This window comes from Anaerolineaceae bacterium oral taxon 439 (assembly GCA_001717545.1).
In the GTDB taxonomy this organism is placed as follows: Bacteria; Chloroflexota; Anaerolineae; order Anaerolineales; family Anaerolineaceae; genus Flexilinea.
Genome location: CP017039.1, coordinates 1216733 through 1242368 on the forward strand (window position 1 = coordinate 1216733; position 25636 = coordinate 1242368).

The 25636-nt window shown below is 56.7% G+C and carries 23 protein-coding genes; 10 read left to right on the forward strand and 13 right to left on the reverse strand.

Features of this window, described 5'->3' with window-relative positions:
- Positions 1 to 6: 6 nt before the first annotated feature.
- On the reverse strand, positions 7 to 201 hold the full coding sequence (locus BEQ56_05490) for a hypothetical protein (protein AOH42975.1): 195 nt from the start codon (positions 199 to 201) through the stop codon (positions 7 to 9).
- Between BEQ56_05490 and BEQ56_05495 the strand changes: the two genes are divergently transcribed.
- On the forward strand, positions 200 to 1009 hold the full coding sequence (locus BEQ56_05495; GenBank protein AOH42976.1) for a hypothetical protein: 810 nt from the start codon (positions 200 to 202) through the stop codon (positions 1007 to 1009). The two genes, BEQ56_05490 and BEQ56_05495, sit on opposite strands and share 2 nt — an antisense overlap.
- 68 nt (positions 1010 to 1077) lie before the next feature.
- Here BEQ56_05495 and BEQ56_05500 read toward each other — a convergent pair whose 3' ends face one another.
- Positions 1078 to 3726 (reverse strand): ATPase, encoded by a 2649-nt coding sequence (locus BEQ56_05500; GenBank protein ID AOH42977.1) that lies wholly within the window; start codon positions 3724 to 3726, stop codon positions 1078 to 1080.
- A 109-nt stretch (positions 3727 to 3835) separates the two neighbouring features.
- Positions 3836 to 4165, reverse strand: a complete 330-nt coding sequence (locus BEQ56_05505; protein ID AOH42978.1) for a hypothetical protein — start codon at positions 4163 to 4165, stop codon at positions 3836 to 3838.
- A gap of 78 nt (positions 4166 to 4243) precedes the next feature.
- Between BEQ56_05505 and BEQ56_05510 the strand changes: the two genes are divergently transcribed.
- Entirely contained in the window at positions 4244 to 5026 is a 783-nt protein-coding gene (locus BEQ56_05510; protein ID AOH42979.1) for a hypothetical protein, read from the forward strand.
- 20 nt (positions 5027 to 5046) lie between these two features.
- Here the strand turns inward: BEQ56_05510 and BEQ56_05515 are convergent, their stop codons facing one another.
- A complete protein-coding gene (locus BEQ56_05515) occupies positions 5047 to 5460 on the reverse strand; it encodes a hypothetical protein (protein AOH42980.1) in 414 nt (137 codons plus the stop codon).
- 1 nt (position 5461) lies between these two features.
- Between BEQ56_05515 and BEQ56_05520 the strand changes: the two genes are divergently transcribed.
- Positions 5462 to 5749 carry a hypothetical protein gene (locus BEQ56_05520; GenBank protein AOH42981.1) on the forward strand — a complete coding sequence of 96 codons (288 nt, stop codon included), beginning with the start codon at positions 5462 to 5464 and terminating at the stop codon, positions 5747 to 5749.
- On the forward strand, positions 5727 to 8174 hold the full coding sequence (locus BEQ56_05525; GenBank protein AOH42982.1) for a hypothetical protein: 2448 nt from the start codon (positions 5727 to 5729) through the stop codon (positions 8172 to 8174). The genes BEQ56_05520 and BEQ56_05525 overlap by 23 nt, the downstream gene beginning before the upstream one ends.
- Positions 8175 to 8213: 39 nt before the next feature.
- On the opposite strand, the gene BEQ56_05530 is transcribed toward BEQ56_05525, so the two are convergent.
- The gene (locus BEQ56_05530) at positions 8214 to 9071 is read right to left on the reverse strand and encodes a hypothetical protein (protein ID AOH42983.1); all 858 of its coding nucleotides are present in this window, start codon (positions 9069 to 9071) and stop codon (positions 8214 to 8216) included.
- 264 nt (positions 9072 to 9335) lie between these two features.
- Here BEQ56_05530 and BEQ56_05535 point away from each other — a divergent pair, with 264 nt between their 5' ends.
- The 6 genes from BEQ56_05535 to BEQ56_05560 all read left to right on the forward strand — a co-directional run bounded on the left by BEQ56_05535 (position 9336) and on the right by BEQ56_05560 (position 16709).
- Complete coding sequence (locus tag BEQ56_05535) at positions 9336 to 10355, forward strand: BMP family ABC transporter substrate-binding protein (GenBank protein AOH42984.1); 1020 nt, start codon at positions 9336 to 9338, stop codon at positions 10353 to 10355.
- Positions 10356 to 10611: 256 nt separating this feature from the next.
- On the forward strand, positions 10612 to 12141 hold the full coding sequence (locus BEQ56_05540; GenBank protein ID AOH42985.1) for an ABC transporter ATP-binding protein: 1530 nt from the start codon (positions 10612 to 10614) through the stop codon (positions 12139 to 12141).
- On the forward strand, positions 12134 to 13174 hold the full coding sequence (locus tag BEQ56_05545; GenBank protein ID AOH42986.1) for an ABC transporter permease: 1041 nt from the start codon (positions 12134 to 12136) through the stop codon (positions 13172 to 13174). Before BEQ56_05540 ends, BEQ56_05545 begins: the two co-directional genes overlap by 8 nt.
- Positions 13171 to 14064 (forward strand): ABC transporter permease, encoded by an 894-nt coding sequence (locus BEQ56_05550; protein AOH42987.1) that lies wholly within the window; start codon positions 13171 to 13173, stop codon positions 14062 to 14064. The genes BEQ56_05545 and BEQ56_05550 overlap by 4 nt, the downstream gene beginning before the upstream one ends.
- Positions 14064 to 15458: a hypothetical protein gene (locus BEQ56_05555; GenBank protein AOH42988.1), complete on the forward strand. Its 1395-nt coding sequence runs from the start codon at positions 14064 to 14066 to the stop codon at positions 15456 to 15458. Before BEQ56_05550 ends, BEQ56_05555 begins: the two co-directional genes overlap by 1 nt.
- A gap of 156 nt (positions 15459 to 15614) precedes the next feature.
- A complete protein-coding gene (locus BEQ56_05560; GenBank protein ID AOH42989.1) occupies positions 15615 to 16709 on the forward strand; it encodes a hypothetical protein in 1095 nt (364 codons plus the stop codon).
- A gap of 50 nt (positions 16710 to 16759) precedes the next feature.
- On the opposite strand, the gene BEQ56_05565 is transcribed toward BEQ56_05560, so the two are convergent.
- The 8 genes from BEQ56_05565 to BEQ56_05600 all read right to left on the reverse strand — a co-directional run bounded on the left by BEQ56_05565 (position 16760) and on the right by BEQ56_05600 (position 25621).
- Positions 16760 to 17683 carry an acyl-CoA thioester hydrolase gene (locus tag BEQ56_05565; GenBank protein ID AOH42990.1) on the reverse strand — a complete coding sequence of 308 codons (924 nt, stop codon included), beginning with the start codon at positions 17681 to 17683 and terminating at the stop codon, positions 16760 to 16762.
- A gap of 137 nt (positions 17684 to 17820) precedes the next feature.
- Positions 17821 to 19029: a hypothetical protein gene (locus tag BEQ56_05570; GenBank protein AOH42991.1), complete on the reverse strand. Its 1209-nt coding sequence runs from the start codon at positions 19027 to 19029 to the stop codon at positions 17821 to 17823.
- Positions 19030 to 19044: 15 nt separating this feature from the next.
- Entirely contained in the window at positions 19045 to 20319 is a 1275-nt protein-coding gene (locus tag BEQ56_05575) for a hypothetical protein (GenBank protein AOH42992.1), read from the reverse strand.
- 24 nt (positions 20320 to 20343) lie between these two features.
- Positions 20344 to 21558 (reverse strand): hypothetical protein, encoded by a 1215-nt coding sequence (locus BEQ56_05580; protein ID AOH42993.1) that lies wholly within the window; start codon positions 21556 to 21558, stop codon positions 20344 to 20346.
- 135 nt (positions 21559 to 21693) lie between these two features.
- Positions 21694 to 22617: a lantibiotic ABC transporter gene (locus tag BEQ56_05585; GenBank protein AOH42994.1), complete on the reverse strand. Its 924-nt coding sequence runs from the start codon at positions 22615 to 22617 to the stop codon at positions 21694 to 21696.
- Between the two features lie 22 nt (positions 22618 to 22639).
- Positions 22640 to 22975, reverse strand: coding sequence for an acyl-CoA synthetase (locus tag BEQ56_05590; GenBank protein AOH42995.1), 336 nt, complete (start codon positions 22973 to 22975; stop codon positions 22640 to 22642).
- Between the two features lie 20 nt (positions 22976 to 22995).
- Positions 22996 to 24357 carry a 3-methylaspartate ammonia-lyase gene (locus tag BEQ56_05595; GenBank protein ID AOH42996.1) on the reverse strand — a complete coding sequence of 454 codons (1362 nt, stop codon included), beginning with the start codon at positions 24355 to 24357 and terminating at the stop codon, positions 22996 to 22998.
- A gap of 19 nt (positions 24358 to 24376) precedes the next feature.
- Positions 24377 to 25621 carry a methylaspartate ammonia-lyase gene (locus BEQ56_05600; GenBank protein ID AOH42997.1) on the reverse strand — a complete coding sequence of 415 codons (1245 nt, stop codon included), beginning with the start codon at positions 25619 to 25621 and terminating at the stop codon, positions 24377 to 24379.
- Positions 25622 to 25636: the final 15 nt, after the last annotated feature.

Below are 25636 nucleotides of genomic sequence, written 5' to 3' on the forward strand. Positions count from 1 at the left end.
TCCCTGTCATTCGAATTCATAGCTATTATAGCTGAAAAGAATACTCTGAATCCGCGCGTTCCCGGCATTGGTGAAACCGGTGCAAATCCCGGGCGGCTGCGTACGATATAATGATATCAGCGTTACTGCGGGCGGCGGCGATTCTGCTTCTTCGGAGGAGCCCGGGCTCGACGACGGACGTAAGGACAGGAGGCTGTGCATGTATAGGAAAATTCTACCGATTCTTTTGATTCTATGGATATTCGCGATAGGCGTCGGCGCGGGGGCGCTGGCCCGGGAAAATTCTTCGACGGTCCCCTCGAGGTCCTCGGTTCAGCCGGTCGGGACCGCTCAGCGCGATGATCCGGAAGATCCCGATGCCGATCCGGAGGACTTAACGGAGCTGGTTCAGGATTTGATCCATGCCGAAGGCGAATATCAGAACGAATATGGAGATATTTTCCCGTACGGTTATCGCGTTCCGGAGCTGAAAATCGATTCGCCTGCGGCGCGGAGTATCAACGTTGAAATCGACGAAACGATCGGAACGCTGGCGCGGGATCAGCTCCAGCTTATTCACGACGGAGGCGACGAGGACCCCATGACGTATCTGATTGACTGGAATGCGTCGTTGACGGATGGAATCCTTTCGTTAATCGTGGAATATCGGGATATCTGGTGGAAACCGAAATATTTCGTTTATGTCTACGATATAAATCGTGATCTTCGGCTTGACAATTTCGATTTGATCGAGCTTTTCGGTTATTCAGAAGACGATTTTTTAGCGTCCGTTCGCGATGCCGCGGGGTGGGAATATATTTTGGCGAACGAGGGCGTTCCGGCGGAATACCGCGGCGAAATGTATGACGACCGATATGCGTTTACGATTTCAGACGAAAATATTTCGTTTGAAAACCTGATGATTTATCTGGAATCGGACGGTCGGGTCGCCGTTCTCGCCCGGATCGGCTCGATGGCGGGGGCGGGTTGGTATTATCATGTCGTATATCCGTTCGAGGCGGTCGGGTGAGGATCGGACGGAGAAGACGAAAAGCCCCGGGCGCAATCACGGCCCGGGGCTGTAAAACGAACTTTAGGTTATTGATTTTCTTTCCGCTGGATAAATTTTACGATTTCGACGACCGGTATCGTCAGCAGCGCCAGCCCGATCGCGGCCGCGAACTCGGTCAGGCTGACCATTTCAAATTCGAACATGTTCGCGAGAACCGGAGTATACAGGACGCCGGCCGTCAGGACAATTGCGATCCCTGCCGCGCCGATCAGGCCCCAATTAACGGTCCTGATTGTGAAGATTGAATTTTTCCGCGAGCGCATGTTAAATGAATGGACGATTTCCGCCAGCGACAGCGTCGTAAACGCCATCGTCATTCCGTCTGGGCTTTGAGCGATTTCCCAGACGCCCGCTTCCATATAATGCCCTATGATATATGAAACCAGGGTCAGGATCGAGATGGCGACGCCCTGGTATAGAATGTCGATACCCATGCGGTTGCCGAGGACATGCGTTTTCGGGTCGCGCGGTTTCCGCTTCATCAGGTCGCCTTCGGGATCTTCGACGCCGAGCGCCAGCGCTGGGATCGAATCGGTAATCAGGTTGATCCAAAGCAGGTGAACCGGCTTGAGGATCGTGAACCCGAACAGCGTGGCGACGAAAATCGCGATGACTTCAGCGAGGTTCGCGGAAAGGAGGAATTGGATGACTTTTTGAATGTTATCGAAGATGCGCCGTCCTTCTTCGACGGCTGCGACGATGGTTGCGAAGTTGTCGTCCGCGAGGACCATGTCGGCGACGTTTTTTGTAACGTCCGTCCCGGTCAATCCCATTCCGACGCCGATATCGGCATGTTTAATCGCGGGCGCGTCGTTGACGCCGTCGCCGGTCATCGCCGTGACCCGTCCGAGCTTCCGCCAGGTTTTAACGATCCGGACTTTATGTTCCGGTTGAACGCGGGCGTAAACGCCGATCCTTTCGATTTCCTTTTCGAATTCTTCGTCCGATAGCTCGCTTAGTTCCGCGCCGGTTATCGCTGTTTTTCCGGCTTTGAGGATTCCTAACTGCCTGGCGATCGCGACGGCGGTTTCTTTATGATCGCCGGTGATCATGACCGGAGTAATTCCCGACTCGTAGCATTCAGTAACCGCGGGGCCGACCTCTGGCCGAACCGGATCGATCATCCCCGTCAGTCCGACGAAAATCAGGTCGTTTTCCAGCTCGGCGGCTTCGAACGAGGCCGGGAGCGCGTCATATTCGCGTATTGCGCCGGCTAAAACGCGGAGCGCCTCGCCCGCCATTTCGTTATTGGCGGCGAGAATCGAATCGCGGATTTCGTCGCCGAGTTCGACGATTTCGCCGTTATGAAGAACGCGGCGGCATTTTTTCAGAATTTCATCCGGCGCGCCTTTTGTAAATTGGACGATTTTTCCGTCGAATTCATAAATGGTCGACATCATTTTTCGCATAGAGTCAAACGGAGCTTCGCCTGAACGTGGGTGAAGCGCGGTGGTTTCGTTTTTATTCATTCCCTTTCTGAACGCGTAAGCGACGAGAGCGGCTTCGGTCGGTTCGCCGATCGTCGCCGGGTTTTCCGGCGTCGCGCCGGGAGCGAGCTCTGCGTCGGAACAGAGCGCCATGACCCGGGCGAGGAGGTTTTCGTCGGAAGTAAACGTCCGGACGACGGTCATTTTATTCTGCGTCAGCGTTCCGGTCTTATCTGAGCAGATAACCTGCGCCGAGCCGAGCGTTTCGACGGCGGTCAGCTTTCGGATAATCGCGTTCCGGCGGGACATATTCGTGACCCCGATCGAGAGGACGATCGTCACGACCGCGACCAGCCCTTCCGGAATTACGGCGACGGCGAGCGAAATCGCGATCATGAACGTATCGAGGATCGCGTCTCCGGTAAACGCCCCGTTCCGGATGATCGCGAACGCGAAAATAAAGACGCTGATGCCGATGACGAGCCGGGTCATGACGGTGCTCAATTCGTTCATGCTGCGCTGGAGCGGCGTCATTTCTTCTTCCGCGGCGGTGATGGACGCCGCGATTTTTCCCATCTCCGTCTGCATTCCTGTAGCGGTGACGATCGCGGCGCCATGTCCATAAACGACGGTTGAACCCATGTAGCACATGTTTTTTCGATCGCCGAGTGGAACGGCGTCGTTCCTGCCGCGGAGCTGGATAAGGTCGATAAATTTCGAGACCGGTTCCGATTCTCCGGTCAGCGAAGCCTCTTCGATTTTCATTGACGCAGACGCGACCACACGTGCGTCGGCGGGAACCGCGTCTCCGGTTTCGAGGAGGATTAAATCGCCGCTGACGAGTTCAGCGCTGGGAATGGACGTTTTCCGCCCGTTGCGGACGACTTTTGACCGTGCGGCGGTCATCTTCTGAAGCGCTTCGATCGCTTCTTCCGCTTTGCTCTCCTGATATACGCCTAAAATCGAGTTCAGGACGACGACGAACAGGATGATAAAGACGTCGGCGAACGATTCATTTTCGATCACGGCGGTAATTCCGGAAATCGCGGCGGCGACGAGCAGGATCAGGATCATCGGATCGGCGAGCTCTTTCAGGAATCGTTGGAGGCGCGTCGGTTTCGTCGGTTGGATGAGCTCGTTTGGACCGTTCCGCGCTAAGCGGGCGGCGGCTTCCTGCTGCGTTAACCCGTCCGAAGTCGTTTTCAGGTCTTCAATAACTTCGTCAATTTCGTTCGTATAATAAAGCATAAAACTCCCTCTCAAATCCTTAAAACGAACTGAATGTCCGGTTGTCTCGGGATTTTCTGGCTGATGAGATGGTCGGAACGGTTTGGGGCGATAGGTCGTTTCGATTCCGTCAATCCCGATTCCAATGAAAAAAATAGTGAAGCTGCCGGTAGGAAGGTTTGCCGCCGGCTTCCTGCTTCACGGCGGAGATCCTTCCTTGATCTGTAAAAAAGTATACCCTGAAATGATCAGAGAATTTGACGGTCTCCTGATCGCGCGGCCCGAACGTTCCGTCGGCCGACCGGAATGAGAGGTTTCCCCGCGCCGCATGGGTTAAATTGGCGCGCGGGTCGATTGCCGCCGTTTTCGGCGGTATACTTAAATCGGAGAACATTGATTTTAGATGAAGCATTGCTTGAACTGTTACCGGAAAATCCCGAACGACGCTGCCGTTTGTCATTATTGTGGCGCTCCCCAGGTGGAGAAAGGGGCGGTCCCGGTTTCTGGCGTTGCCCGTTGTCCGAATTGTTTATCTTACTTGTATTCTGAGACGTCGGGATGCCAGAAATGCGGTTACGTTCCGACGGCGAAAAAAAGAAGCGTTCGCGGCTTCGTTTTGGGAGTCGCGGGGGCGCTCCTTTTTTCGATTTTCGCGTTGTGGCAATTGGGCGTGTTGACGTTTTTACCGTCGCCGGGAAAGCTGGCGGAATCGATCCAGGCGACCGGCGAGTCCATTACGCCCTTGGATTTCGGACTTTCCGCGTGGGAAGAAGACCGGGACGCGGTTCCGTCACCGACGGTCTACGGCGATTTTGACGGAGTTGTCGTTATTTTTGAGGAGGCTATGGAGGAGGCGACCGCGCTTCCGGAGGTCGCGGCGGCCGCGCTGGCGGCGGATGAAAGCTTTGCGGAGCCGACGCCTGAAGCCGATCCGGCGACGACGGTCCCGGACGCGCTGGGCATGATGGCTATCATGGCGACCGGGACGCAGCCTGAGCTGGGGGCGGAGGCGGTTGAAAATCCGCCGACGATGACGCCGACGGCCGATACGGCGTTCCGCTGCGGGGACATGCGTCATCAGTTCGAAGCGGGCGCGTCCGGGACGTCAAGCGGTTCGTCGATCAAAGTGCGATCCGAGCCGGGGACGAACGGGGAGCAGCTGACTATCCTGCGCGCCGGGATGACGTTTCAGGCGCTGGACGCTGAACCGGTCTGCGACGGGAAGTATATGTGGATTAAAATTCATGTCGCGGGCGAAAACGTGACCGGGTGGACGGTTGAGGCGGACGACCGCTATTATTGGGTCGTCCCGGCGAAGTAAAATAACGTTATCAATTCAACTCAGATAACCATGATCAGCGTTCCCGCGGCGATCAGCAGGCATCCGATCAGCGATTTCGCCGTGAATTCTTCGCGCAGGAAGACGAACGCCAGCGCCAGCGTTATAACGACGCTTAGTTTATCGATTGGGACGACTTTTGAGGCGTCTCCAAGCTGGAGCGCGCGGTAGTAGCAGAGCCATGACGCGCCCGTCGCGAGGCCGGAGAGCGTCAGGAAGATCCAGCTTTTCCGGCTGATCCCGGCGATGCCGCTTTGCGATTGCGTCATGAAAACCATGCCCCAGGCCATCACGACGACGACGATCGTTCGGATCGCGGTTGCGAGATGAGAATTCACGCCTTCGATCCCGACTTTCGCGAGGATGGAAGTCAGCGCCGCGAAGAGCGCGGATAACAGAGCGAAAAGCAGCCACATAATGACGATCCCCCGATCTTTTTCTGTCGATTCTTTTTGTATTCCTGATTTTACTCCGCTTCGCGGTTTGCGGCGGAAATTGTATTCTGGCAAGTCCGTTTTCGTGATTTATAACTTCTTTTCAGCGTGCGTTCCGCCGTCGCTGAAAGAATTCATGTATAATTTCATCGAGCGATTCATTCTTTTAAAATGGTTCGAACTGTCGTTTGAAGCGCTTCGGTATCTGACTGAATCCTCGGAAATTATTTTTTGCGGATGGAGAGAACATGTCGCCTGTCGATCCTCATAAATTTTTTTTAGGTCGTCTGGTCGGCGCGGATGGGAAAGAGACGGGGGAAAGTCTTCTTTACAAACCGGAAGACCTGAATACGCATTGCGTGATTACGGGAATGACCGGTTCAGGGAAGACGGGCCTTGGGATCGTCTTACTCGAGGAATTCGCGCTGAAGAATATTCCGGCGGTGATTATCGATCCCAAAGGCGACCTGGTTAACCTCTGTCTGCATTTTCCCGAGCTGCGCGGCGAGGATTTCGAGCCTTGGATCGATCCGGAGGCGCCGGCGCGTTTAAACAAGGGGCTTTCGGTCCTGGCGGACGAGACGGCGGAAAAATGGCGGGAGGGTTTGGAACGATGGGGGTACGCGGGGCCGGACCTCGACGCGCTGAATCGGGTCGACTATACGGTATTTACGCCGGGGTCGACGATCGCGAATCCGATTAATATTTTATCAACCTACGACCCGCCGCAGGGGAACTGGGCTGAAGGCGACGAAAATATTCGCGAGCTGATTTCAACGTCGGTAACGGCGCTGCTGGACCTGGTCGGGTATTCGAATATCGATCCGATTCAAAGCCGGGAACATATCCTGTTAGCGAATATCATCGAGCATTACTGGAACCAGAATAAATCGATCCAGATCGAGGACATGATCAACGCGATCGATCAGCCGCCGTTCGAAAAGCTGGGCGCGCTGCCGATCGATCGGATGTACCCTCCGAAAGATCGTTTCCGGCTGGCGATGGCGCTGAATAATTTTCTGGCGTCGCCGTCGTTTCAGAACTGGAAGAAGGGACCGGCGTTGGACATTGGCTCGATGCTGTATACGGAGGACGGCCGCGCGCGGTTCAATATTTTTTACATTCAGCACCTGAGCGATCATGAGCGCATGTTCTTTGTGACGATGCTGTATTCTCAGGTTGAAGCATGGATGCGGACGCAGCCCGGGACGGGTAACTTGCGGCTGGGCGTTTATTTTGACGAGATCAGCGGCTATCTTCCCGCGACCGGACGTCCGGCGTCCCATGGCGTGATTCTGCGGCTGCTGAAGCAGGCGCGCGCGTTCGGCGTCAGCCTGATCCTCTCGTCGCAGAACCCGATCGATTTCGATTACAAAGCGCTTTCGAACGCGGGAACGTGGTTCGTTGGTCATTTGCAGACTGAGCAGGACAAGAACCGGCTGATCGACGGGCTGACGACGACAGAGGGTCAGATCGACCGGACGCAGGCGAACCGACTGATTTCTTCGTTGGGGAAGCGGGAGTTCCTGTACATGAACGTACATGAACCGGGGTTAAAGGTATTTACGACGCGGTGGGCGTTGAATTATCTGGCGGGGCCGGTAACGAGGAACCGCCTGCCGATGTTGGTTGAATTTGGATTAAGTCGCGAGGCCGGCGAAGTCGGCAGGCCCCGGCGCCAGGATGATAACGAAGAGGAAACAGAAGAGATGGCAAACGAGACGAAGAATGACGGAACGAAGCCGGAAATCGCGGCGACGATCGGCGAGTATTACCTGCGAACGGCGAAATCGCCGAAGGAGCTGGATTCGGACGGCGCGCTGATTACCTACGTGCCGGCCTGGTTCGCGCAGGCGGAATACCGGATCACGCAGCGAAAATACAATTTGGATCTGACGGATTATAAGGCCGCGCTGATTGAGGACGAAGATATTCGCGGGACGACGATCCGCTGGTCGGATTATATGACCGACCCGATCGAAGACGATCGGCTCTCGAAGCGGCCGGAAAGCGACGCGGTTTATTATGCGCCGGTCCCGGGCTGGATGCTGAACGCGAGTTCGATCCGCAGCCGCGAATCGGATTTTATCGATTCGATTTACCGCGATGGACGGACGGTCGTCTACAGCAACGAGGAGCTGGGCGTGTACGGGGATTCGAAGTTATCCGAGAAGGAGTTTATTGAACTCTGCAAGGCGAAGGTTGACGAGGCGTCCAAGGCGGAGAAGGATAAGCTGACCAAGGCGTATCAGACGACGGTCGATCGGCTCGAAACGAAGATCCGCAAGGCGGCCGCCGACGTCAGCGACAAGGAAGACAAGGTCAAGTCGAAGAATATCGAGAAAATCGGCGCGGTCGGCGAATTTGCGCTGAGCCTCCTGCAGGGGCGGCGCCGGTCGGTTTCGTCGTCGATTAACAAGTTCGGTCAGTCAACGAACGCCGGCAACGCGCTCGAAAAGGCGACGATCGTTTTGGAAGAGCTTACCGAAAGTCTCGAACGCGAGACTGAATCGTATAAAGACGCGATTGCGGCGGTCGAGGCGAAATGGAGCGCGCTGGCGGAAAAGTATTCGACGGTCAGTTTATCGCCGATGAAGAAGGATATTTTCGTCGATTATTTTGGGATCCTCTGGCTCCCGTATTACACGGATTCCGCGGGGAAACTGGTCCGCGCGTATCAGGCAGCCGGAATTTAAAAAACCGGGCGTTCCCCAAAAAAACGGGAACGCTTTTTTTTATTTTCGCGCCGCGGGGTGTTCGCTTCTCTCGATGATCCAATCGGTAACCCTGCGGATAACGTCTTCTTTAAGAAACGGTTCGTTATGCAGCTCGTGATAGCCGTTGGGATAAACGACGAATTCGACTTTTTCGTTTCCCTTCTTTTTCGCGAACCGCGCGGTCATTTCCGGATCGACGCACCGGTCGGCATCGCCCTGCAGCAGGAGCAGAGGGACCGGGAACGGATCGTCGCGTTCGACCATGTCGCGGCCGAGGGTGATCAGGTCATGCGCCAGAGAGAGCGACAGGACGCCATGGACCAGCGGGTCATTCGTATAGATTTTATCTTCACCCGCGCCATGATAGAGATTCCCCGGCGGCAGGAAATTCGGCGTTGTCAGCTTCGGGAACGTCCGCCCGAGGGAACCGACGACCGCGGTCAACCAGTTTGGGTATGGCGGAACGGTTCCCAGTCCGGGCGAGCTGGCGACGACGCCGCGAATGTCTGCGGGGAACCGCTGCGCGTAGGTTAAGACCAGCGCGCCGCCCAGCGAATGCCCATAGAGGAAGAACGGCAGGCTGGGCTCGGACATGAGGAGCTTCCCCTGGAAGTGGCGGATGAGCTGCCAGGCGGTCGCGTAGCGGTAGACGCCGCGCTTTCCGCTCGTTCGGCCGTGGCCGATATGGTCGAAGGCGGTGACGGCGATTCCGGAGTCCGTCATGGCCCGGATGACGTGATCGTACCGGCGGCAGTATTCCCCCAGTCCATGGACGAGCAGGAGGCTGGCTTTGATTTCGGCGTCTGCGTCAGGTTTGGCTGTGAACGTGTAAACGGTTTCGCCCATCAGGTTCTGTCGTTCTTCGAGTGTTTTCATGCGGGTTCCCCTTGCGGATCGTCAGCGGCGTTTTCTCTCGTCCGGAGGACGCCGTTTCTTTAAAGTATAACTCGATTTAACGATGGGAATTCCGAGTTGGAAAATTGGCGGAAAGAACGCTTTTGAGGAACAGGACGAATGTCATTGCGAAAGGCGGAAAAGGTAACGAGCCTTGCGTTTTGGCGGGCAATGAAACGCCGCGGCGGATTGAAAATGGTAAAATGTATTGACACTTTTTTTATAACGTAAAGGAGATTCAGGCGCATGTTAAAGTTACTTAGAAGTAAGGGTTTTCTGCTGGTTGCGGTTTTAGCGGCTGTTCTGGTCTTGTCATCGGCGGTTTTCGCGATCGATACGACGAAGGCGATTTTCCTGATCAACGGATCGCTCGGTGATAACTCGTTTTACGATTCGGGCGAAGCCGGGATGAAGGCGTTGGCGGAGGAATTCGGTCTGGATTACCGAACGATCGAATGCGGCTTTGATTCGGCGCAGTATGAACCGGGGCTTAACGCGGCGGTCCAATTCGCGGATATTATATTTGTTATTTCCTACGGATACGAAGATATCCTGACGCAGTATGCGGACGATTTCCCGGATAAGATCTTCGTGAATTTAGATACGACGGTTCAGAATCCCGGCGGAACGATTACGTCGGTCGATTACGTCGAGGAAGAGAGCGCGTATCTGGCCGGCGTGGTCGCCGCGTTGGTGACGTCGTCGGACATGCCGAAGGCTAACGCGGAGAAAATTATCGGCGTCGTCGGCGGGGATACCGATCCGACGGTCCAGTCGTTCATCTTTGCCTACAAAAATGGCGCGGAATATATTGATCCGGACGTCAGGACGGAAGTCAAATTCTTAGGCGACTGGGAAAATTCTTCCAAGGGGAAACAGGCCGCGCTTCAGCTTTACGATCAGGGCGCGGATATCGTCTTTCAGGTCGCGGCGGCCGCTGGGATGGGCGTGCTTCAGGCTTCAGGCGAGCGCGATCTGTATTCGATCGGCGTCGACTCGAACCAGAACGCGATCGTCCCGGGTCATGTCGTCGCGTCGGATATCAAAGACGTTGGGCTGTCGATTCAGAACGTCTACCGGACGATCGTCGACGGGACGTACAAGCCCGGCGAGGTTTTGGATTACGGGTTGGCGTCCGGAACGGTTGACGTCGTTTTTGAGGATAACGGCGGCATCCTCCCGCAGGAAATTATTGACAAGGTCGCTGAAGTACGCGATATGATCATGAACGGGGAACTCGCCGTCGAGCGGTATTCGGTCGAATAGGGCGGCGGGAGCGTATGCGTCTGAGGGTAAGGCGGTTTGTCTCGTTTACCCTCAGGCGCCGTGCCGACGGCGGCGCTTTTCGAAGGATCAGTTTAAAGTTGAAGACGGATGGGGAACGACGGCGTTTCCCGTTTTCTATGCCCGTTTTCTATACGCCGGATTCGCGGTGAATCTGATCATGACGCAATGAATCCGAGGTGAAACGCGATCGAGACGCGATAAAAGACGGCTCGGAGATTCAGCGCCGGGGAGGATTATGAATTCTTTGATTGAGATAGACCGTCTGGTCAAGATTTTTCCGCCGAACGTGACGGCGCTTGACGACGTCAGCGTTGATTTCCGCGAGGGCGAGATTCACGCGCTTGTGGGCGAGAACGGCGCGGGAAAATCGACTTTGATGAAAATTCTGTACGGAATGTACAGCGCCGATGGAGGCGCTGTTCGGTATCGGGGAGAGCCGGTTCGATTCGCCGAGCCGGGCGACGCGATCCGCGCGGGAATCGGCATGGTCCATCAGGAGATCCTGCTGGTCAACGAGTATACGGTCTGGGAAAACGTCGTATTGGGGCAGGAGCCGACAGGGCTTTTCGGGCGGATCGACCGGAAGCGGGCGCGCGAAATCGTCCGGGCGAAAATCCATGAGTTCGGATTTAACCTGGACGCGGATACGCGCGTATCCGAGCTGTCGGTCGCCGCGCGTCAGAAGGTTGAAATCCTGAAGCTGTTGTATCGCGACGTTTCGTTCCTGATTTTAGACGAGCCGACCGCGGTCCTGACGCCGCAGGAAATTCCGCAGCTTTTCGACGAGCTTCGCCGGCTCCGGGGCAACGGGCATACGATTGCGTTCATTTCGCATCACCTTGACGAAGTTCTGGCGCTGAGCGATCGGATTACCGTCCTCCGAAAGGGAAAGAAGATCGCGACGATCGCGACGGAGGAGACGAACGAGTCGCGGTTGGCGGAGATGATGGTCGGGAGGGAGGTTTTATTCAAGCCGATCAAGGACGACATCCCGGCGGGCGAGGTCGTTTTTGAATTGTCCGGCGTCGATTTAAAAGCTGAGAACGGGAAAGAAGTCCTCTCCGATCTTTCGATTCAGGTTCGCGCGAGCGAAGTCGTCGGGATCGCCGGCGTCGAAGGCAACGGGCAGCTCGAATTGGTTCAGGTTCTGATGGGACTGCGCAAGCCGGAACGGGGATCGCTCCGGATCGAAGGGCGCGAGCTTCTGGACGCCGCGATTCTGGACCGTCGGCGGTACATGTCGTTCGTTTCGCAGGACCGTTCGCGCATGGGCGGATGCTTACCGGCGTCGATCGAGGAGAATATGCTGATGACGCATCACAGGCTCAGCGGCGCGTTCACGAGCGCGGGCGGGTTCCTGATCGACGGTCGGCGCGCCGCGGTGTTTACGGAGACTGTCTGCGCTCGGTTCGATGTCGCCTACGCCTCGATCCAGTCGCCGTTCCGTTCGCTCTCGGGCGGCAATCAGCAGAAGGTCATTTTGGGGCGGGAGCTGTCGTTGGATACGCCGTTCGTATTACTGGACCAGCCGACGCGCGGACTGGACGTCGGTTCGATCGAATACGTGCATCATCAGATTCTGGAGCTGAGCCATGCGAATCGGGCGATCCTGATCCTGTCGGCGGATTTAGAGGAGTTATTCCGGATTACCGATCGGATCCTCGTTCTTCATCGCGGTCGTATCGTCGCTGATCTGGAGACGGAGCGGACGGATATCGTGGAGGTCGGCGCATGGATGCTGGAAGGGGCGGGGCTGGATGCGTAGGAGTTTATTCGTTAATTTTATCGGAATTGCGTTCGCGTTCCTGATCTGCGGCGTGGTCATGCAGGTCCAGGGGTATCCCGCGATCGAAAGCTACGCGGCTCTTTTCAACCAGTCGGTCGGGAGTTCGTTCGCTTTTTTGACGGTCCTGAAAAACTCGATCCCGCTGGTTCTGACCGGGTTGTCGGCGTCGGTTGCTTTTTCGTCTGGTCCGGTCAACCTCGGTCAGCCGGGACAGTTTCTGATTGGCGCGTTGTTCGCGACGGTCGGCGGCCTGTACGTTGAGCTTCCAGCGTTTTTGATGCTCCCGTTTCTTCTGGCGTTGGCGATGCTCGGCGGAGCGGTCTGGTCGTTCGTTGCCGCGCTGATGAAGCAGCTGTTTGAGATGGACGAGTATATTACGACGCTGATGTTGAACATGATCGCCGATTTTTTTACTTACTGGGCGATTTCAGGTCCGTTCTTTGAAACGGGCGCGAACTTTCCTCAGACGCCGCGGATTGCCGGAAGCGGCTGGATGCCGACCGTGGGAAAGTTCAGCACCGGCGTGATCGTCATGCTGCTGGCGTTTATGGTCGTCTGGTTCCTGTATTATCGGACGACGGCGGGGTATGAATGGCGGATGACGGGGCAGAATCCAACTTTCGCGCGGCTGGGCGGGGTCCCGACGAAGAAAAATTACCTGACGGTCATGCTCCTGACTGGCGCGTTGGCGGGGCTGGCCGGCGGTCTGGTCGTCATGACCGGTCCGCATCGTTTTATCAAGGGTCTGGGCGCGAATTACGCCTGGGACGGGATTATGGTATCGATGGTCGCGAATAATCATCTTGTCGCGACGTTGGCATACGGCCTGTTTTTCTCGATTCTGGAAACCGGCTCGCTGGGGATGGAGCTGTTCACGAAGGTCCCGAACGAAATGACGACCGTTCTTCAGGCGATCATCGTACTCGTCGTCATGGCAGGGCGCGGTTCGATCGAGGTCTTTATCCGGAAAGGGATGACGCGGAGAAAATTGAAAGCGAGGGCGGAAGGATGACGGTTCTGGTCGGGTTATTGAATGGGATGATTTCCGCCGCGACGCCGCTGCTGCTTTCGTCGCTGGGAGGGGCGCTGACGTATTATGCTGGAATTTTTAATATCGCGATGGAAGGGATGATGCTGAGCGGGGCTTTTTTCGCGGTCCTCGGCTCGTATACTTTCGGCTCCTGGGGAGCCGGGTTGATTTGCGGGGTTGCAGGCGCGATGGTGATCGCGTTAATCTTTATCCTGTTCTCGATCGTGTTGAAGGTCGACGAATTTGTGACCGGCGTCGGATTGAATATGTTCTCGCTGGGGGTGACGACATACTTGCTCAGGCAGATTTTCAAGGTTAAGGGCGCGTTTACCGATCCCGGGATTATCTCGGTCCCGAACGTGCGGATTCCGCTCGTCGAGGGGATCCCGTTCGTGGGGCGGATTGTCAGCGGTCAGAACCTGATCGTCTGGCTGGCGATCGCCGCAACGCTGGTCTGCCAATATGCCGTTTTTCGGACGCGATTCGGGCTGCGGCTGCGCGCGGCGGGGTACAATCGAGACTGCCTGGATACGAGCGGCGTTTCGGCGAATCGGATTCGCGTTGCGTCGCTGATCTGGTGCGCTGTGCTTTGCGGACTGGCGGGGGCGTACCTGTCGTTGGGGTATGTGACGCTGTTCAGTGAAAATATGTCCGCGGGACGCGGATGGATTTCGTTAGCGGCGGTCATCCTCGTATCGGGGAACCCGCTTGGAATCGCGCTGGTCTCGCTGCTGTTTGGGTTGGCGGACGGGCTGGGTCTCTTTTTACAGCGATCGATCCCGTCGCAGTTTACGTCGATGCTTCCATATATTGCGACGTTGGTCGCGCTATTCGTGTATTCGACGCGGAGAAGGAAGGAGGTTCGGAATTGATGAAGCAGGCATGGCAATTAGAGCGGGAGCTTCGCGACGCCGCGATTCCCGTCGACCGGCGCAAGCAGGCGTCGGACTGGTATACGTCGGAGACAGTGTTCCCGCATGGCGACGAGCTGATCCGGAAGTTCTGGTCATCGCAGGTTCCCGGCTCGTTCGCGCCGGAAATCCCGTATCTGGAAATGGTCCAGGCATGGAGTAATCAGGGCTACGACGTCAGCGCGGCGGAGGAGCTCCTTCCGCATGGTATCGAACTCAGCCGGGCGATCGGCAAGCCGGAGGATATGGACCGGCTGCGCGTCCTGACGGCGGAGCTGCTGCGGCGGTTGAATAACGCGCCGCTGATTGGGACGCACCCGTACTATTCATATACGCATCCGATGACCTGGGACGAGGTTCGGGCGGCGATGCCGATTGCTGAAAAAGGATGCGATTCGGTTCACGAGCCGAACGCGCAGGGCGACAGCGAACGGATTTATCAGGGCTGGCTCGGGCAGCTCAGCGGCGGGGCGTTCGGGACGGCGATCGAGGGGTATACCGGGACGCGGATCGCCGAGGTTTACGGCGAGATTACCGACTATGTCGCGGAGCCGGAAACGGTGAACGACGACGTTGTTTATGAATTGGTCCTGCTCGACGCGGTAGAGAAGTTTGGGCGCGCCGTCACGGCGGGCCAGATCGCGGCGGAATGGATCCGGTCGCTCCGGTTCGGCTGGTCGGCGGAAGGGATCGCGATCCGCAATTTGAACATGGGAATTTATCCGCCTGAATCCGGAAAGTTTTTCAACTATTATTCAGATTGGATCGGCGTGCAGATGAGGGCGATGGTTTGCGGAATGCTGGCTCCGGGTCAGCCGATCGAGGCGGCGCGGCTGGCTTTTACCGACGGTATCGTTTCGCATTCGAATAACGGCGTTTACGGCGGGATCGCGGCGGCGGTCATGACGTCGCTGGCGTTTGAACTGGACGATCCGCGCGCGGTTCTGACCGAGACGCTGAATTATCTTCCGGCGCAGAGCGAATACGCGGCGAAGTACCGCCGTGTCCTGACCGTTCTCGCGAAGCATCCGGAAAGCGAGGCGCTGAAGCTGATCGCGAGTTATTTCGAGCGATATAACTGGATCCACGCGTACCCGAATATGGCGGCGGATTTATTCGCGCTCTGGTACGGGGAAGGCGATTTCACCCGTTCGATGTCGCTGCTGGCGAAGGCTGGGAATGACGTTGACTGCAACGCCGGGCTGGTCGGGAACGTTTTGGGCGTGATGAATGGTGTCCCGGAAAAATGGGCGGCGCCGATCGGCGATATTCTGGAAACGTATCTTCCGGGACGTGAAAGGAATTCGATCCGCGAATTGGCGCTGCGGACGGCGCGGCTGAGCGGGATTTTATGACGCCGCGGGCGGCGTGTCCCGTTCTACGGATCAGAGCGGCCCGATCGCAGGGCGGCGATCGCGGCGTAAGTCGGAATGGAAGCAGGCGTAACATGAACCGAACCAAAGAAAGGGCAGGATTTTGACGTGATAAAAAGGAAGCGGTATTTCTGGCTGATGGCGGTGTGGCTGTGTTTATTCTGTTTTTCCAGCTATGGCGCGGCGGGACAGGCGTGGGACGACGTGGACGTTTCGGAAACACCCGCGCCGTATCGCGAGATCATTCAAAGGGCGAATTCCATGATTCTGAACGGCGTAGACGACGGGGGGAGCGTGGAGGACGGGTATTACGCGCTTTCAGAGCTGGGTTTTTATCTGAATCAGGCGGAGCTCCTGGATCAGGTCGGATACGCCGTTCAGGATCTCAGCGGCGACGGCGTCCCGGAGCTGATCATCGGCGAAATCACCCGTCCGGATATGCCGGACTCGGATTCCAATCTGATCTACGCGCTGTACACGCTCGACGCGGATGATCAGGCGCGGCTCGTTTTCGAAGGCTGGTACCGGAACGCCTACCGCTATGCTGGTGATGGCCGGTTCATGTATCTGGGCGCAGGCGGGGCCGCCAGTTCGATGTTCGGGATGTGCGGGCTGTCGCGGGATGGAAAAGACCTGATCTGGAGCGATTATTATTTTACGATTCCGCGTGAAGGAAATTATGAAATCATAGACTACTACTATAATACGTCCGGAAAATCGGAGACGCAGGGATCGCAGCGTCTCGATATTTCGGAAGACGCCTTCTGGCAGATTTCAGATCGCCTTCAGGATGAAGCGATTCTGATCGAGCTGGCGCCGTTCAGGGCGCTCAATGAAGACTCCGTCGTTGGCGACGCGTCTGGTGAACCGCTGCGGGCGGAAATTTTCGCGAATACGGAAATGCGAGCGCCGGAATCTTATGATCATGCGATTATCGACCAGACAGGCTTTGAGGGACAGATCCTGTTTACGGCTGAACGCCCGATTTACGATTTCCAGATCCTGAGCCTGGAGCTCCTGGACGTTACGCAGGCGGGTGAATTAGTCTTTGACAGCGTCGCAGTGTACGAGAAGGACGCGATTCAGCCGGAGCGCCCGCTGCTTGTCAGCCTGACTTTCTTCGGCGATTTACCGTCCTACGGTTTTTCGTATACCGACGAATCTGGCGATTATCATCGTTCTTATTTGGGTGTCAGCGGAAGGGACGGATCGCTGGTCGTCAGGGCGTTCTGAGGTCCCGATCGGAGAAGGACGCAGCCGTATAAAAAAGGCGCTTGCGTCCTTTACCAATCTCTCATCAGCGCGGCGAGTCTCCTGTCGATATCGAGCCTGGTTTCTTTGCATTCCCGCGGGTGTTCTTTTCCCGCTTTAAACATCAGGCCGACTAACAGCCCCGAACCAATGGGGAGCATCAGCTTCAGCATGGATTCCGGAAAGATAAAGTGTGTGCCATGTTCATAGATCCAGGCTTCAAAATCGCAGTCATGCGGCAGAGTTTCCAGCCGTTGACGCATTCTGCGTATGTATTTGCAGGTGTCCCATAGAGCGTCGTCCTCAGCGCCGATACAGATAACTTTCCCACGAATGCGCTCCACCTTGATTTTTTCTTCTTCATTCAGGAGATGGCGGCGCTCTGATTCATCAAACATTTCCCGCGCGGCTATCAGGTTGCCGCTGGCTTTGGATTCTTCCTGCATTTTTTGCCAATATTCCGGATGGCGATAGGCATATGGCAGATAGGGCAGCGGAATGCCCTGCCACGATACGGCGGATTCATGGTCTCCCGGCCGCTCACGGACGCCGTCTTTCCCGTCCCGATAGAATCCTTCCATGATAAAGTCCGGGGGCGTGAGGGCGATGGTAAGCCGGATGTCTGGGTAACAGGAAGCGGCGGCAAGCGCCACCGTGCCGGTCGCCGACGCCCCAAAAATCCCGATTTTATCACAGCCCTGCGTGCGTAGAAACTCGATCGCTTTTCCGATCCGCTCCAACGGAAAGTTATGCCAGCCGCGGTCCTTTTTGCAGGGGGAAATCGCCAGCGCGTGAATATTCTGCCGGTGCAGCCATTTCGCTCCGGAAACGATCATGCGGTTATCCGAAGAACCGTCCAACGTGATGATCATGGCACGGGAAGTTTTTACCCTGGGATTCGGGTACCAGGCTCCATAAAATCCGTCATTTTCCACCGAAAACATTTTTCTTTGCATTTTTCTTCTCTTCAGTTGATCCCCCGTTCTCGGGAGTATAGATCGCTCGATAAACCTGCTCCTCAAATTATATACCGGTTAATTTCTTCTAAACTTACCGTGTAAATGAATCGTATCCTGAGTTTACAGGACGTACGTCACTTTCCGAACGGGATCTCGGCGTAAACGACTTCCTCCCGCTGACGGTAGATCAGCCGGACCGATTCCGTTTCTTCGGACACGGCGATCGTTTGAACGTCGTAGCGATCGTCATCCGGAAATGGCTGGCGCAACCGTTCAGCGCCGGTCCCGGCGTCGTAGACGCGGACGACGATCGCCGAAGCGAGATCGTTCAGGTTTTCCCGGACGGCCGTTGCGAGGTATTTCCCGTTCGCGGACAGCGCCATGTTCCGGTCCTCCATGAACTCCCGCAGCGGGATTTTCGAGACCGCGTCCGTTTCGGCGTTCCAGACGTATAACATTTTCGCGGGGAGACTTTGAAGATCGTCCGGGTCGTCCGGGATCGGCTCCGGCGGCGAAATCAGCGCGGCGGGGGACGTGACCGGCGTGTGGTCGCGGTACGGCTGGACGGCCGAAGCGTTTTCGTCGATCTCCGCGAATTCTTCCGTGTCCCGTATCGTTATCTCCTCTCCGTCCGCGCTCATCATCCCGTAAATGGCGTGCGTCGTATGGTCGGCGTCCTCCGGGACGTACTGGCTTCCTGTGAAGAAGATTGTTTCTCCGTTCCGGATCAGGTTGAAGCTGTTGATCGAGAAGGTCCCGGGCGTCAGGTCGCGCGTCATTTCGAAGATCATCGTTTCGTCCCCTGTATCTAAATTTCTTCGATAAAGGTTCCATGAGTCCGATTTATAAAAGAGATCGGCGCCGTTTCGCGCCAGTCCGAACAGGATCGTTGTCGGAATGTCGCAGATTTCGTTCAGGTCGACGTCCCGGATCAGCTTCAGATTATCGTCATATTCGTAGAGCGCGATTCTGGTCTCGATGAAGCTTTCCCGGACTTTTTCGACGAACCAGCCGAACCCCGTTTCAAGCTCCTGAACGCGGTCCGATCGGAGGACCATCTCCGGATCGTTCAGCGATTCCGGAAACGGCGCTTCGCCGATTAGTTCCAGCGGGTCGAGCCCGAGCAGCGTCAGCCGGTCGCTCAGGATCAGCAGCCGGTCGCCCGACAAGAAGCTGAAGCTGGCGCGAGTCGCGGGCGACGCTTCTTCAGGGACGAATTCGTTCAGGGACTGCACGCGGATCGCCGGAGCGCTTTCGGCGGCGGAGGCGGGGCATGGCGGGATGACGCCCGCCGCGAGGACGAGCGTCATCATCATTCTTATCAGCGTTTTAAATTTTTTCATGGCTGCCTGATTGGGTTATTCGATCGGGATCTCGACATAGGAATAAGCCAGCTTATCCAGGAGTACCGCGCGGATCAGCTTATCCGACTCGGAGACGCTGATCTCGGGTACAAAGCCTGCCGTAAGGCCCGAATAGTTTTTCTCCATGAGGAGTTCGCCGTTCGACGTGTCGTAGAGCCGGACGGTTAAGGATGTGACCTCGGTCATCGGATCGTCGGCCGCTGCCGTAGCCAGGTATTTCCCGTTTTCTGAGAGCGCGGCCTTATGGTCTTCCATGCTGATCCGCAGCGGGATTTCGGTAATATCGCCCGTTTCGACGTTCCAGGCGTAAAAGCTCTTCACCGGCGGGGGCGTAAAGACGTAGTTTTCCGGATCGTCGAACCAGGTCGGTTTCGGATCGTTCGGGGTCAGCAGCATGATCGGCGACGACTGCGGGACGTTCTGCTCTCCGACGCCTACCTGATAAAATTCGTACGGGTCCTGAAGCGTCGTTGGATCCAGAATTGTCAGGTCGCTTCCGTCCGTGGACATCGATCCGTAAGCGCAAATCGTATCTCCGACCTCGCCGGTTATATCTAACTTTCCTCCGACGAAATAAAGTCTTTTCCCGCCGCGCAGCAGCCGCAGATCGGAGATGACATGGAATTCCGAGTCCGGCGATCGATCTGTCTGATAGATCAGGCGGTCCGAATCCGGATCGAGCGGAATCTTCCCCGCCAGAAGTTTTTCACCTTTGTCTTCCGGCGAATAAGCTACGTAATACACCTTTGACCCGTCGGGATCCGGCGCGATATTTCCGAGTCCAAAGCCAAAGGCGGACGGAAGCGCTTCGCTCAGGTTCGCTTCCTGAACGAGATTCAGATCGTTATCATATTGAAAGTAGAAAGATACCGGGCGCGTTTCGCCGCCTGCTCGCGGCGTCATATCCACCAGCCAGGCAAACCCGCTGTTGAGCGGCTGAACGCGGGCGAACAGCGCGTATTCGTCGGAAAGCTTTTCGGATATCGATTCCGGCATTTCGGCTTCCGCGGCCGCTTTCATCGTTTTCAGGTCGACGATCGTCAGCTGGTCATGGATCACCAGCAGCCGGCCTCCGGACAGGAACGTGAACGAGAGTGGATTTCCTTCAGGAGAAATCGTCTCAGGCGTAAATTCGGCTAAGCTCCGGGTCAGGGCCTCGTCCGGATCGGCTTGGCTTTGAATCGGGAGCACGGTCAGGCCGCAAATCAGTGCAAGCAGTCCCGCGAATCCGAATACGATCCGTCCGAACCAGAGTGCATGTTTTTTCATTTTGTCGTTCCTTTTCTGATGATCTTATTTTTCGATCGGGATCCGGACGAGGCGGACGGCCTGGCCGTCCTGATACAGGACGGAGATCAGCCCGTCTTCTTCGCTGATGCCGATGGCAGCGTTCGTGCATTCGCTCAGCGCCGGGAATTCGTAGGTCGCGAGGAGCGAGCCTTTCGCGGCGCCGTAAAGCCGGGGCACGAGCGCGAAGGTCCCGTCGTCGCGGCTTTCGCAGACGGCCGTCGCGAGGTACTTCCCGTTTTCGGACAGCTTCGCCCGTTCTTCTTCCGTCGGGGCCTGAAGCGGGATTTCGACGACGTGCTTCGCCGCGACGTCCAGCGCATAAACGGTTTTGATCATTTTTGTCTCGCTGTCATATTCTCCTGTAAAATATGGAACGATGAGCGCGATGGGGGACGTCTGCGGCGTATGAAGATGGAGCGGGCTGTACGCGTCTGTTATGATCTCCACATTGAAGTCCGGCGCGTCGGTCAGAACGCGGTTTTCCCCGTCTGGGGACATGGAACCGTATACGCGGACGGTATTGATATGGCTTCCGCCTTCTTCAACCGATAAGAATTTATCCCCGGAAAACAGTACGGTTTTACCATTATCGATCAGGCGGAGCGATCCTATTGAATTGAGATCCATATCGAAGCCCATCTTTGTTTCGAGCAGGATTTTTTCATCGCTGCTGTCCAGATTTATTCGGCGCATCAATGAATGTTCAACTGTGTAGATTTCGGAGCCATCTCGTGAAATATCCAGATAAACCATGTCTGGAGACGGCATATAATCGTTCAGATTGACTTCCCGAATGACGTTCAATTGGTTGTCAAACTGGTAATAGGTTCCTTTCAAATGCGGTTCGGCCGGGGTCGCTATGGAAACGATCCAGGCGAAACCGTTTTCGAGCGCTTCAACCCGATCGAATCGGATGAGTTTTTCGCTGTCGAGCGACGGTGCGGAGTCCGGCAGGGGCGCTTCGGCGATCCGCTTCATCGCGTTCAGGTCGATCAGGTTCAGCCGGTCGGTGACCGCGAAGAGGCGGTTCCCGGGAAGGAATTCGTAGACGAGCGGATCCTGAACGTCACGCGCCGGGAGGATTTCGGACAGGTCCTCAATCGGGATCTCGTCGACCCGGTAGAGCTGGTTGGGCTCCTGCGCGTGAGCGCCAACGGCGCTCGCGCAGATCAGCGCGAGCATGAGGATAAAAAGCTTGAGTTTCTTAGATCGGTTCATTTTGGCCTCCTTTTTTTCTAACCGATTCTTATTCGCGCGATATTCATCGCTATCTATATAATAGAAAACGATTCTTAAGCGAAAAAAGTTCCCGATATTTTTCAGGAACTTTTCAGAGCTTCGTATCCGTTTGGCTCAGACGAAAATCTGGTTAATATCGCCGATCGCGTAGGACGGCGGCGTCCCGACCAGCCCGACGAGCATGTTCCGGCCGGTCATTTCGTCGACGAGGATTTCCGGATGGAGGCGGAAATTGACGATTTCGCCGGTCGTGCGGACGTGCATGCGCGGTCCGGTGCAGTAGTGGCGTTGGTCTCCGATCAGGATATGCGTCCGGTCGAGATAGGAGATCGGGATGTCCTTTTTGATCATCTCGTTGACCTGATGTTCCAGATCGAGGATATTGATCGCGCGTTTGTCCATGTAGCTGAGGATAAAGCCGTGACGGACGTCGGAATGCTCGAACGACCCGATCCCGTAACCGAGGAGGCAGAATTCGCAAAGGTCTTCGGCGGTATGGGCCATGCGCCGGTAGATGACCGACTTGGAGACGATTTTCTGGAGGTCGCGCGGGTCCGGCCCGAACATGGTCGGGCGCGTGATAATAATTTCTTCGCCGACGCCGACGAGAAGATGCGCGTTGCGCTTGATTGCCGGGTAAAGAAGGTCGAAATGCTCAACGATGACCCGTTTCCCCATCGCGGTCGCGTCGTTGATCGCCTGCACGATATCGGTCATTTGGGTAAACGCCGATTCGAAGCGGATATCGATATGATAGGTATGCGCGGAGAAAAAGCTCTGATCGTGGAGCTGAAGCAGGGGCAGGGGGCGGACGTTTACGCCTTCGTCGTCGTTCGTCATCTCCAATCCAGGGAACATCCCGCGGATCAGGACGCTTTTCCCGGATCCGGATTCGCCGACGAACCCGATCAGCGAGTCGAACGGGCTCATGTACAGCTGGGCGATCTGGTTGCCGACGTCGGCCATGCGCGGGTTCCCGCGCGGCGCGAGGTAAACGCTGAACAGGTGATTTTTCTGCATTCGAGCTGAATAGCTCATCTTGACCGTCTCCTTCGTTGGCTCAGGCGGGCTGCGGCGAATCAGTATCGAGTTCGATACTGAGGAGCGGGGCGTGCTGCTGAGCCCCGTAGACGTCGGTTTCGCCTGTATCCCCGGAACAGGTCGGCCGCTGGATCGTGACCTTTATCGCTTTCGCCGGCGGGAATTCGACGATCCCGATTATTTTTTCCGGCGCGATTTTATACAGTTCGCAGATTTTTTCCGGCGAGAGGAGGCGATACTTCCGCGCCGTTTCGAAATCGTCCGCAGTTTTGAAAAGGACGTCGAGCGTCAGCTCGTATGGACCGGAGTTTTTCGAGCGGATAACGTCCGCCATTTCGGTAAGTTTTCGTTTCATTCGGTTTTCCTTTCGCCGCGTTATAGTTCGTAGACGTCGATCCGGAACGGCGCGGCCGGGTCTTCGACTTCCAGCAGGTGATACACGCTGAATTCATAGACCTTTCCCGCGTGAAAATCGCTCGGCGAGAACGGGAACGCGAGATTCCCGGCGGTCGCGATCCGTCCCGGGTAGCCGTAATGGAGCATGGTTGATCGCGCGGTCGCGCAGACGGCGTCGGCGCGTTCCTGCGATTCGGCGACGGCTTCAATAATGATCCCCAGTTCATGCGCCGATTCGGTTCCGGGGGTGGGTTCGAGCGGCCCCATGACGCCGTCTTTTCCGTAAACGGTAAAATTCAGCCGATAGTCCCAGGGCTGATCTTTATAGATATCGGCGACGTTGGCGCGGACGGCGGCGATCGTCCGGTCGATTTCGCGGATCATGATCGGGTCGCGCGTCCCGGCGATCGAGACGGTTCGGAAGCCGACGGACTGCGCGCCTTCGAGCTTGATCGTGTAGGGCTTGTCAGCGATGAACTTCGATCCGGAGACGCGGATTCTTCCGCTGCCCTGATCGGTGAAGGAACAGTCTCGTAAGTCAAGATGACCGCCGGGCCCGGGGAGAATATACGGGTTGGTTTTTTCGTAGAGCGTATGCGCCGCGACGGATACCGTCGTGCATTTCCGGACCGGGTTCAGCGCTTCGAGCTCGAACCAATCGTTCGTCAGCTTCCCGAACATGCAGTCCGACCCGCTTCCCGGCGAGGCGCAGATCGCGGCGCACTCAAGGATTTTCCCCAGATGCAGCGCGAGGGCGCGGTCGAAGCCGTCGCGGATCGGCAGCGCGGCGAAGACGCTCGGATCGTAGGAACGGCCGGCGAGGACAACGTCCGGAATCTCTTCAAAGGCGCGGATATACGGCTCGACGCCCATCTGGCCGACGATATGTTCCGAGTTGAGGACGCGTTCTTCGGTCAGCTCCGGCGCGCGGTCAAGCGGCCGGATTTTTCCTTTTTTGAGCGCGTCGGCGACAAAGCTTTTTTCAAATTCAGCGTGGATAACCGCGATTCTGAAATTCAGCGCTTCTTCGCGCGCGATTTCGCGGATAATCTCGAAACACCATGCCAGATGCGGCTCTGCGCCGCTTCCGCCGGCGGTTCCGACGACGACCGGGATTTTCCGTTCGACGCCGGCTTTGATCATGATTCTTAAGTCGCGTTTGACCGCCTGGCGGTCTGTAAACGAGATTCCGGACCCGAGATAGTACGGCCCCGGGTCGGTCGAACCGGCGTCCGCCGCGATCAGGTCGGGTCCTTTCGCGATCCCGGCTTCGAAGGAGGCGATCGGAAAGCCGTAACCGAGAATCGCGGTCGCGGACAGGATTTTAAATTCGGGTTTCATTGTAAATCCTTCTTCCCTTCTATTTCCGGGCGGCGCGGTAAGCGAGGATCCGCTGCATTTCGTTATAAACGATCATGAAGCCTTCGTCAAATCCCATCCCCGGTTTGGCGAGCATCTGCGCCGGGGAGGTCGCCATGGCGACGTGGGCCGTAATCTGAGCGGAACGATCGGTCTCGTTGCAGCTTCCTCCCAGATACGCGCCGACGCCTTTTTCGCGGCAGTACAGGACGGCCTCGGCGGAATTATGCATGGAACCGAGATCGGGGGTCTTAATCTGGATCATGTGGCCGGCTTTGGCGTCGGCGAATTCGCGGACGTCTTCCAGCGTGTTGCACCATTCGTCGGCGACGAGTTCGACCGGGATACCGCGTTCGTCGAGCGCTGCGGTGAGCGCGGTCAGCGCGTCGCGCTGGGCGTCATGCGCGCCGTAATCGACCGGTCCTTCGATCCGGAGCCTGAACGGAGCGGCGAGTTCCGCGAGGGAGGCGAGGTAGCCGCTGATCGCCGCCCAGTCGTTTTTCGGGAAGATTTCGCCGATCGTCCCGTAAACGTCGATATGAAGGACAGGGTTATAGGACGGCGAGACGCGGAGCTCACGGATCCGGTTCGAGAGCCGCCGGACGTAGGCGGCGAGAATTTCGCCTTTTTCGCCCAGTTTTTCTTTAACGTTGTTGATCAGCGCATGCGGCAGGACGTCCGCCGACTTCAGGATCATTTTGTCTGCGTTGAGGTCGCGTTCGTCGCCGGACTGCGCGAAGATGGGGATCGGCCTGTCGGAGACGGTCGTCCCGTATTCCCGCGCTAACGTTTCGCACATCAGCTCATGGTTGGATTTCGCGATCGCGTCGAGGACCGCCTGGCTCAGGCCGTAACGGATCGCGGTATGGAGCGGCTTCCCGTCAACGCGGATTGCTTCTATTTCGCGCATCGCGGCGTCGAACGAGGTCCAGTCGCGCCCTTCGATTCTGGGCAGGACTTCGCGTTCGATGAGCGGGAGGAACGTTCTGGCGAGGAAAACCGGGTCGCGCCCTCCTGCGCCGGAGTATTGAACCGCGGCGCAGTCGCCATATGCGATTTGTCCGTCGGCGAGGAGGAATTGGACGCTGATCGCTTCGCCGGGGATGCGGATGCGTTCGAATCCGGGCGTGACCGGCGCGCCGGCGTAGCTCATTCCGTCATGCGCCGCGCCTTGTTTGATCGCTTTCTGGTCGTCGAAGTAGAATCCGGTCCGTCCCGGCGATAAAAAAGTACGTTGAATTTTCATGGGATTTCTGGCTCC

Excerpts from the sequence above, each read along its gene's own strand:
- BEQ56_05495 (AOH42976.1), top strand. The coding sequence starts at position 200 with ATGTATAGGAAAATTCTACCGATTCTTTTGATTCTATGGATATTCGCG.
- BEQ56_05490 (AOH42975.1), bottom strand. The coding sequence starts at position 201 with ATGCACAGCCTCCTGTCCTTACGTCCGTCGTCGAGCCCGGGCTCCTCC.
- BEQ56_05500 (AOH42977.1), bottom strand. The coding sequence starts at position 3,726 with ATGCTTTATTATACGAACGAAATTGACGAAGTTATTGAAGACCTGAAA.
- BEQ56_05505 (AOH42978.1), bottom strand. The coding sequence starts at position 4,165 with ATGACAAACGGCAGCGTCGTTCGGGATTTTCCGGTAACAGTTCAAGCA.
- BEQ56_05515 (AOH42980.1), bottom strand. The coding sequence starts at position 5,460 with ATGTGGCTGCTTTTCGCTCTGTTATCCGCGCTCTTCGCGGCGCTGACT.
- BEQ56_05520 (AOH42981.1), top strand. The coding sequence starts at position 5,462 with ATGACGATCCCCCGATCTTTTTCTGTCGATTCTTTTTGTATTCCTGAT.
- BEQ56_05525 (AOH42982.1), top strand. The coding sequence starts at position 5,727 with ATGTCGCCTGTCGATCCTCATAAATTTTTTTTAGGTCGTCTGGTCGGC.
- BEQ56_05530 (AOH42983.1), bottom strand. The coding sequence starts at position 9,071 with ATGAAAACACTCGAAGAACGACAGAACCTGATGGGCGAAACCGTTTAC.
- BEQ56_05535 (AOH42984.1), top strand. The coding sequence starts at position 9,336 with ATGTTAAAGTTACTTAGAAGTAAGGGTTTTCTGCTGGTTGCGGTTTTA.
- BEQ56_05540 (AOH42985.1), top strand. The coding sequence starts at position 10,612 with ATGAATTCTTTGATTGAGATAGACCGTCTGGTCAAGATTTTTCCGCCG.
- BEQ56_05545 (AOH42986.1), top strand. The coding sequence starts at position 12,134 with ATGCGTAGGAGTTTATTCGTTAATTTTATCGGAATTGCGTTCGCGTTC.
- BEQ56_05550 (AOH42987.1), top strand. The coding sequence starts at position 13,171 with ATGACGGTTCTGGTCGGGTTATTGAATGGGATGATTTCCGCCGCGACG.
- BEQ56_05555 (AOH42988.1), top strand. The coding sequence starts at position 14,064 with ATGAAGCAGGCATGGCAATTAGAGCGGGAGCTTCGCGACGCCGCGATT.
- BEQ56_05560 (AOH42989.1), top strand. The coding sequence starts at position 15,615 with ATGGCGGTGTGGCTGTGTTTATTCTGTTTTTCCAGCTATGGCGCGGCG.
- BEQ56_05565 (AOH42990.1), bottom strand. The coding sequence starts at position 17,683 with ATGCAAAGAAAAATGTTTTCGGTGGAAAATGACGGATTTTATGGAGCC.
- BEQ56_05570 (AOH42991.1), bottom strand. The coding sequence starts at position 19,029 with ATGAAAAAATTTAAAACGCTGATAAGAATGATGATGACGCTCGTCCTC.
- BEQ56_05575 (AOH42992.1), bottom strand. The coding sequence starts at position 20,319 with ATGAAAAAACATGCACTCTGGTTCGGACGGATCGTATTCGGATTCGCG.
- BEQ56_05580 (AOH42993.1), bottom strand. The coding sequence starts at position 21,558 with ATGAACCGATCTAAGAAACTCAAGCTTTTTATCCTCATGCTCGCGCTG.
- BEQ56_05585 (AOH42994.1), bottom strand. The coding sequence starts at position 22,617 with ATGAGCTATTCAGCTCGAATGCAGAAAAATCACCTGTTCAGCGTTTAC.
- BEQ56_05590 (AOH42995.1), bottom strand. The coding sequence starts at position 22,975 with ATGAAACGAAAACTTACCGAAATGGCGGACGTTATCCGCTCGAAAAAC.
- BEQ56_05595 (AOH42996.1), bottom strand. The coding sequence starts at position 24,357 with ATGAAACCCGAATTTAAAATCCTGTCCGCGACCGCGATTCTCGGTTAC.
- BEQ56_05600 (AOH42997.1), bottom strand. The coding sequence starts at position 25,621 with ATGAAAATTCAACGTACTTTTTTATCGCCGGGACGGACCGGATTCTAC.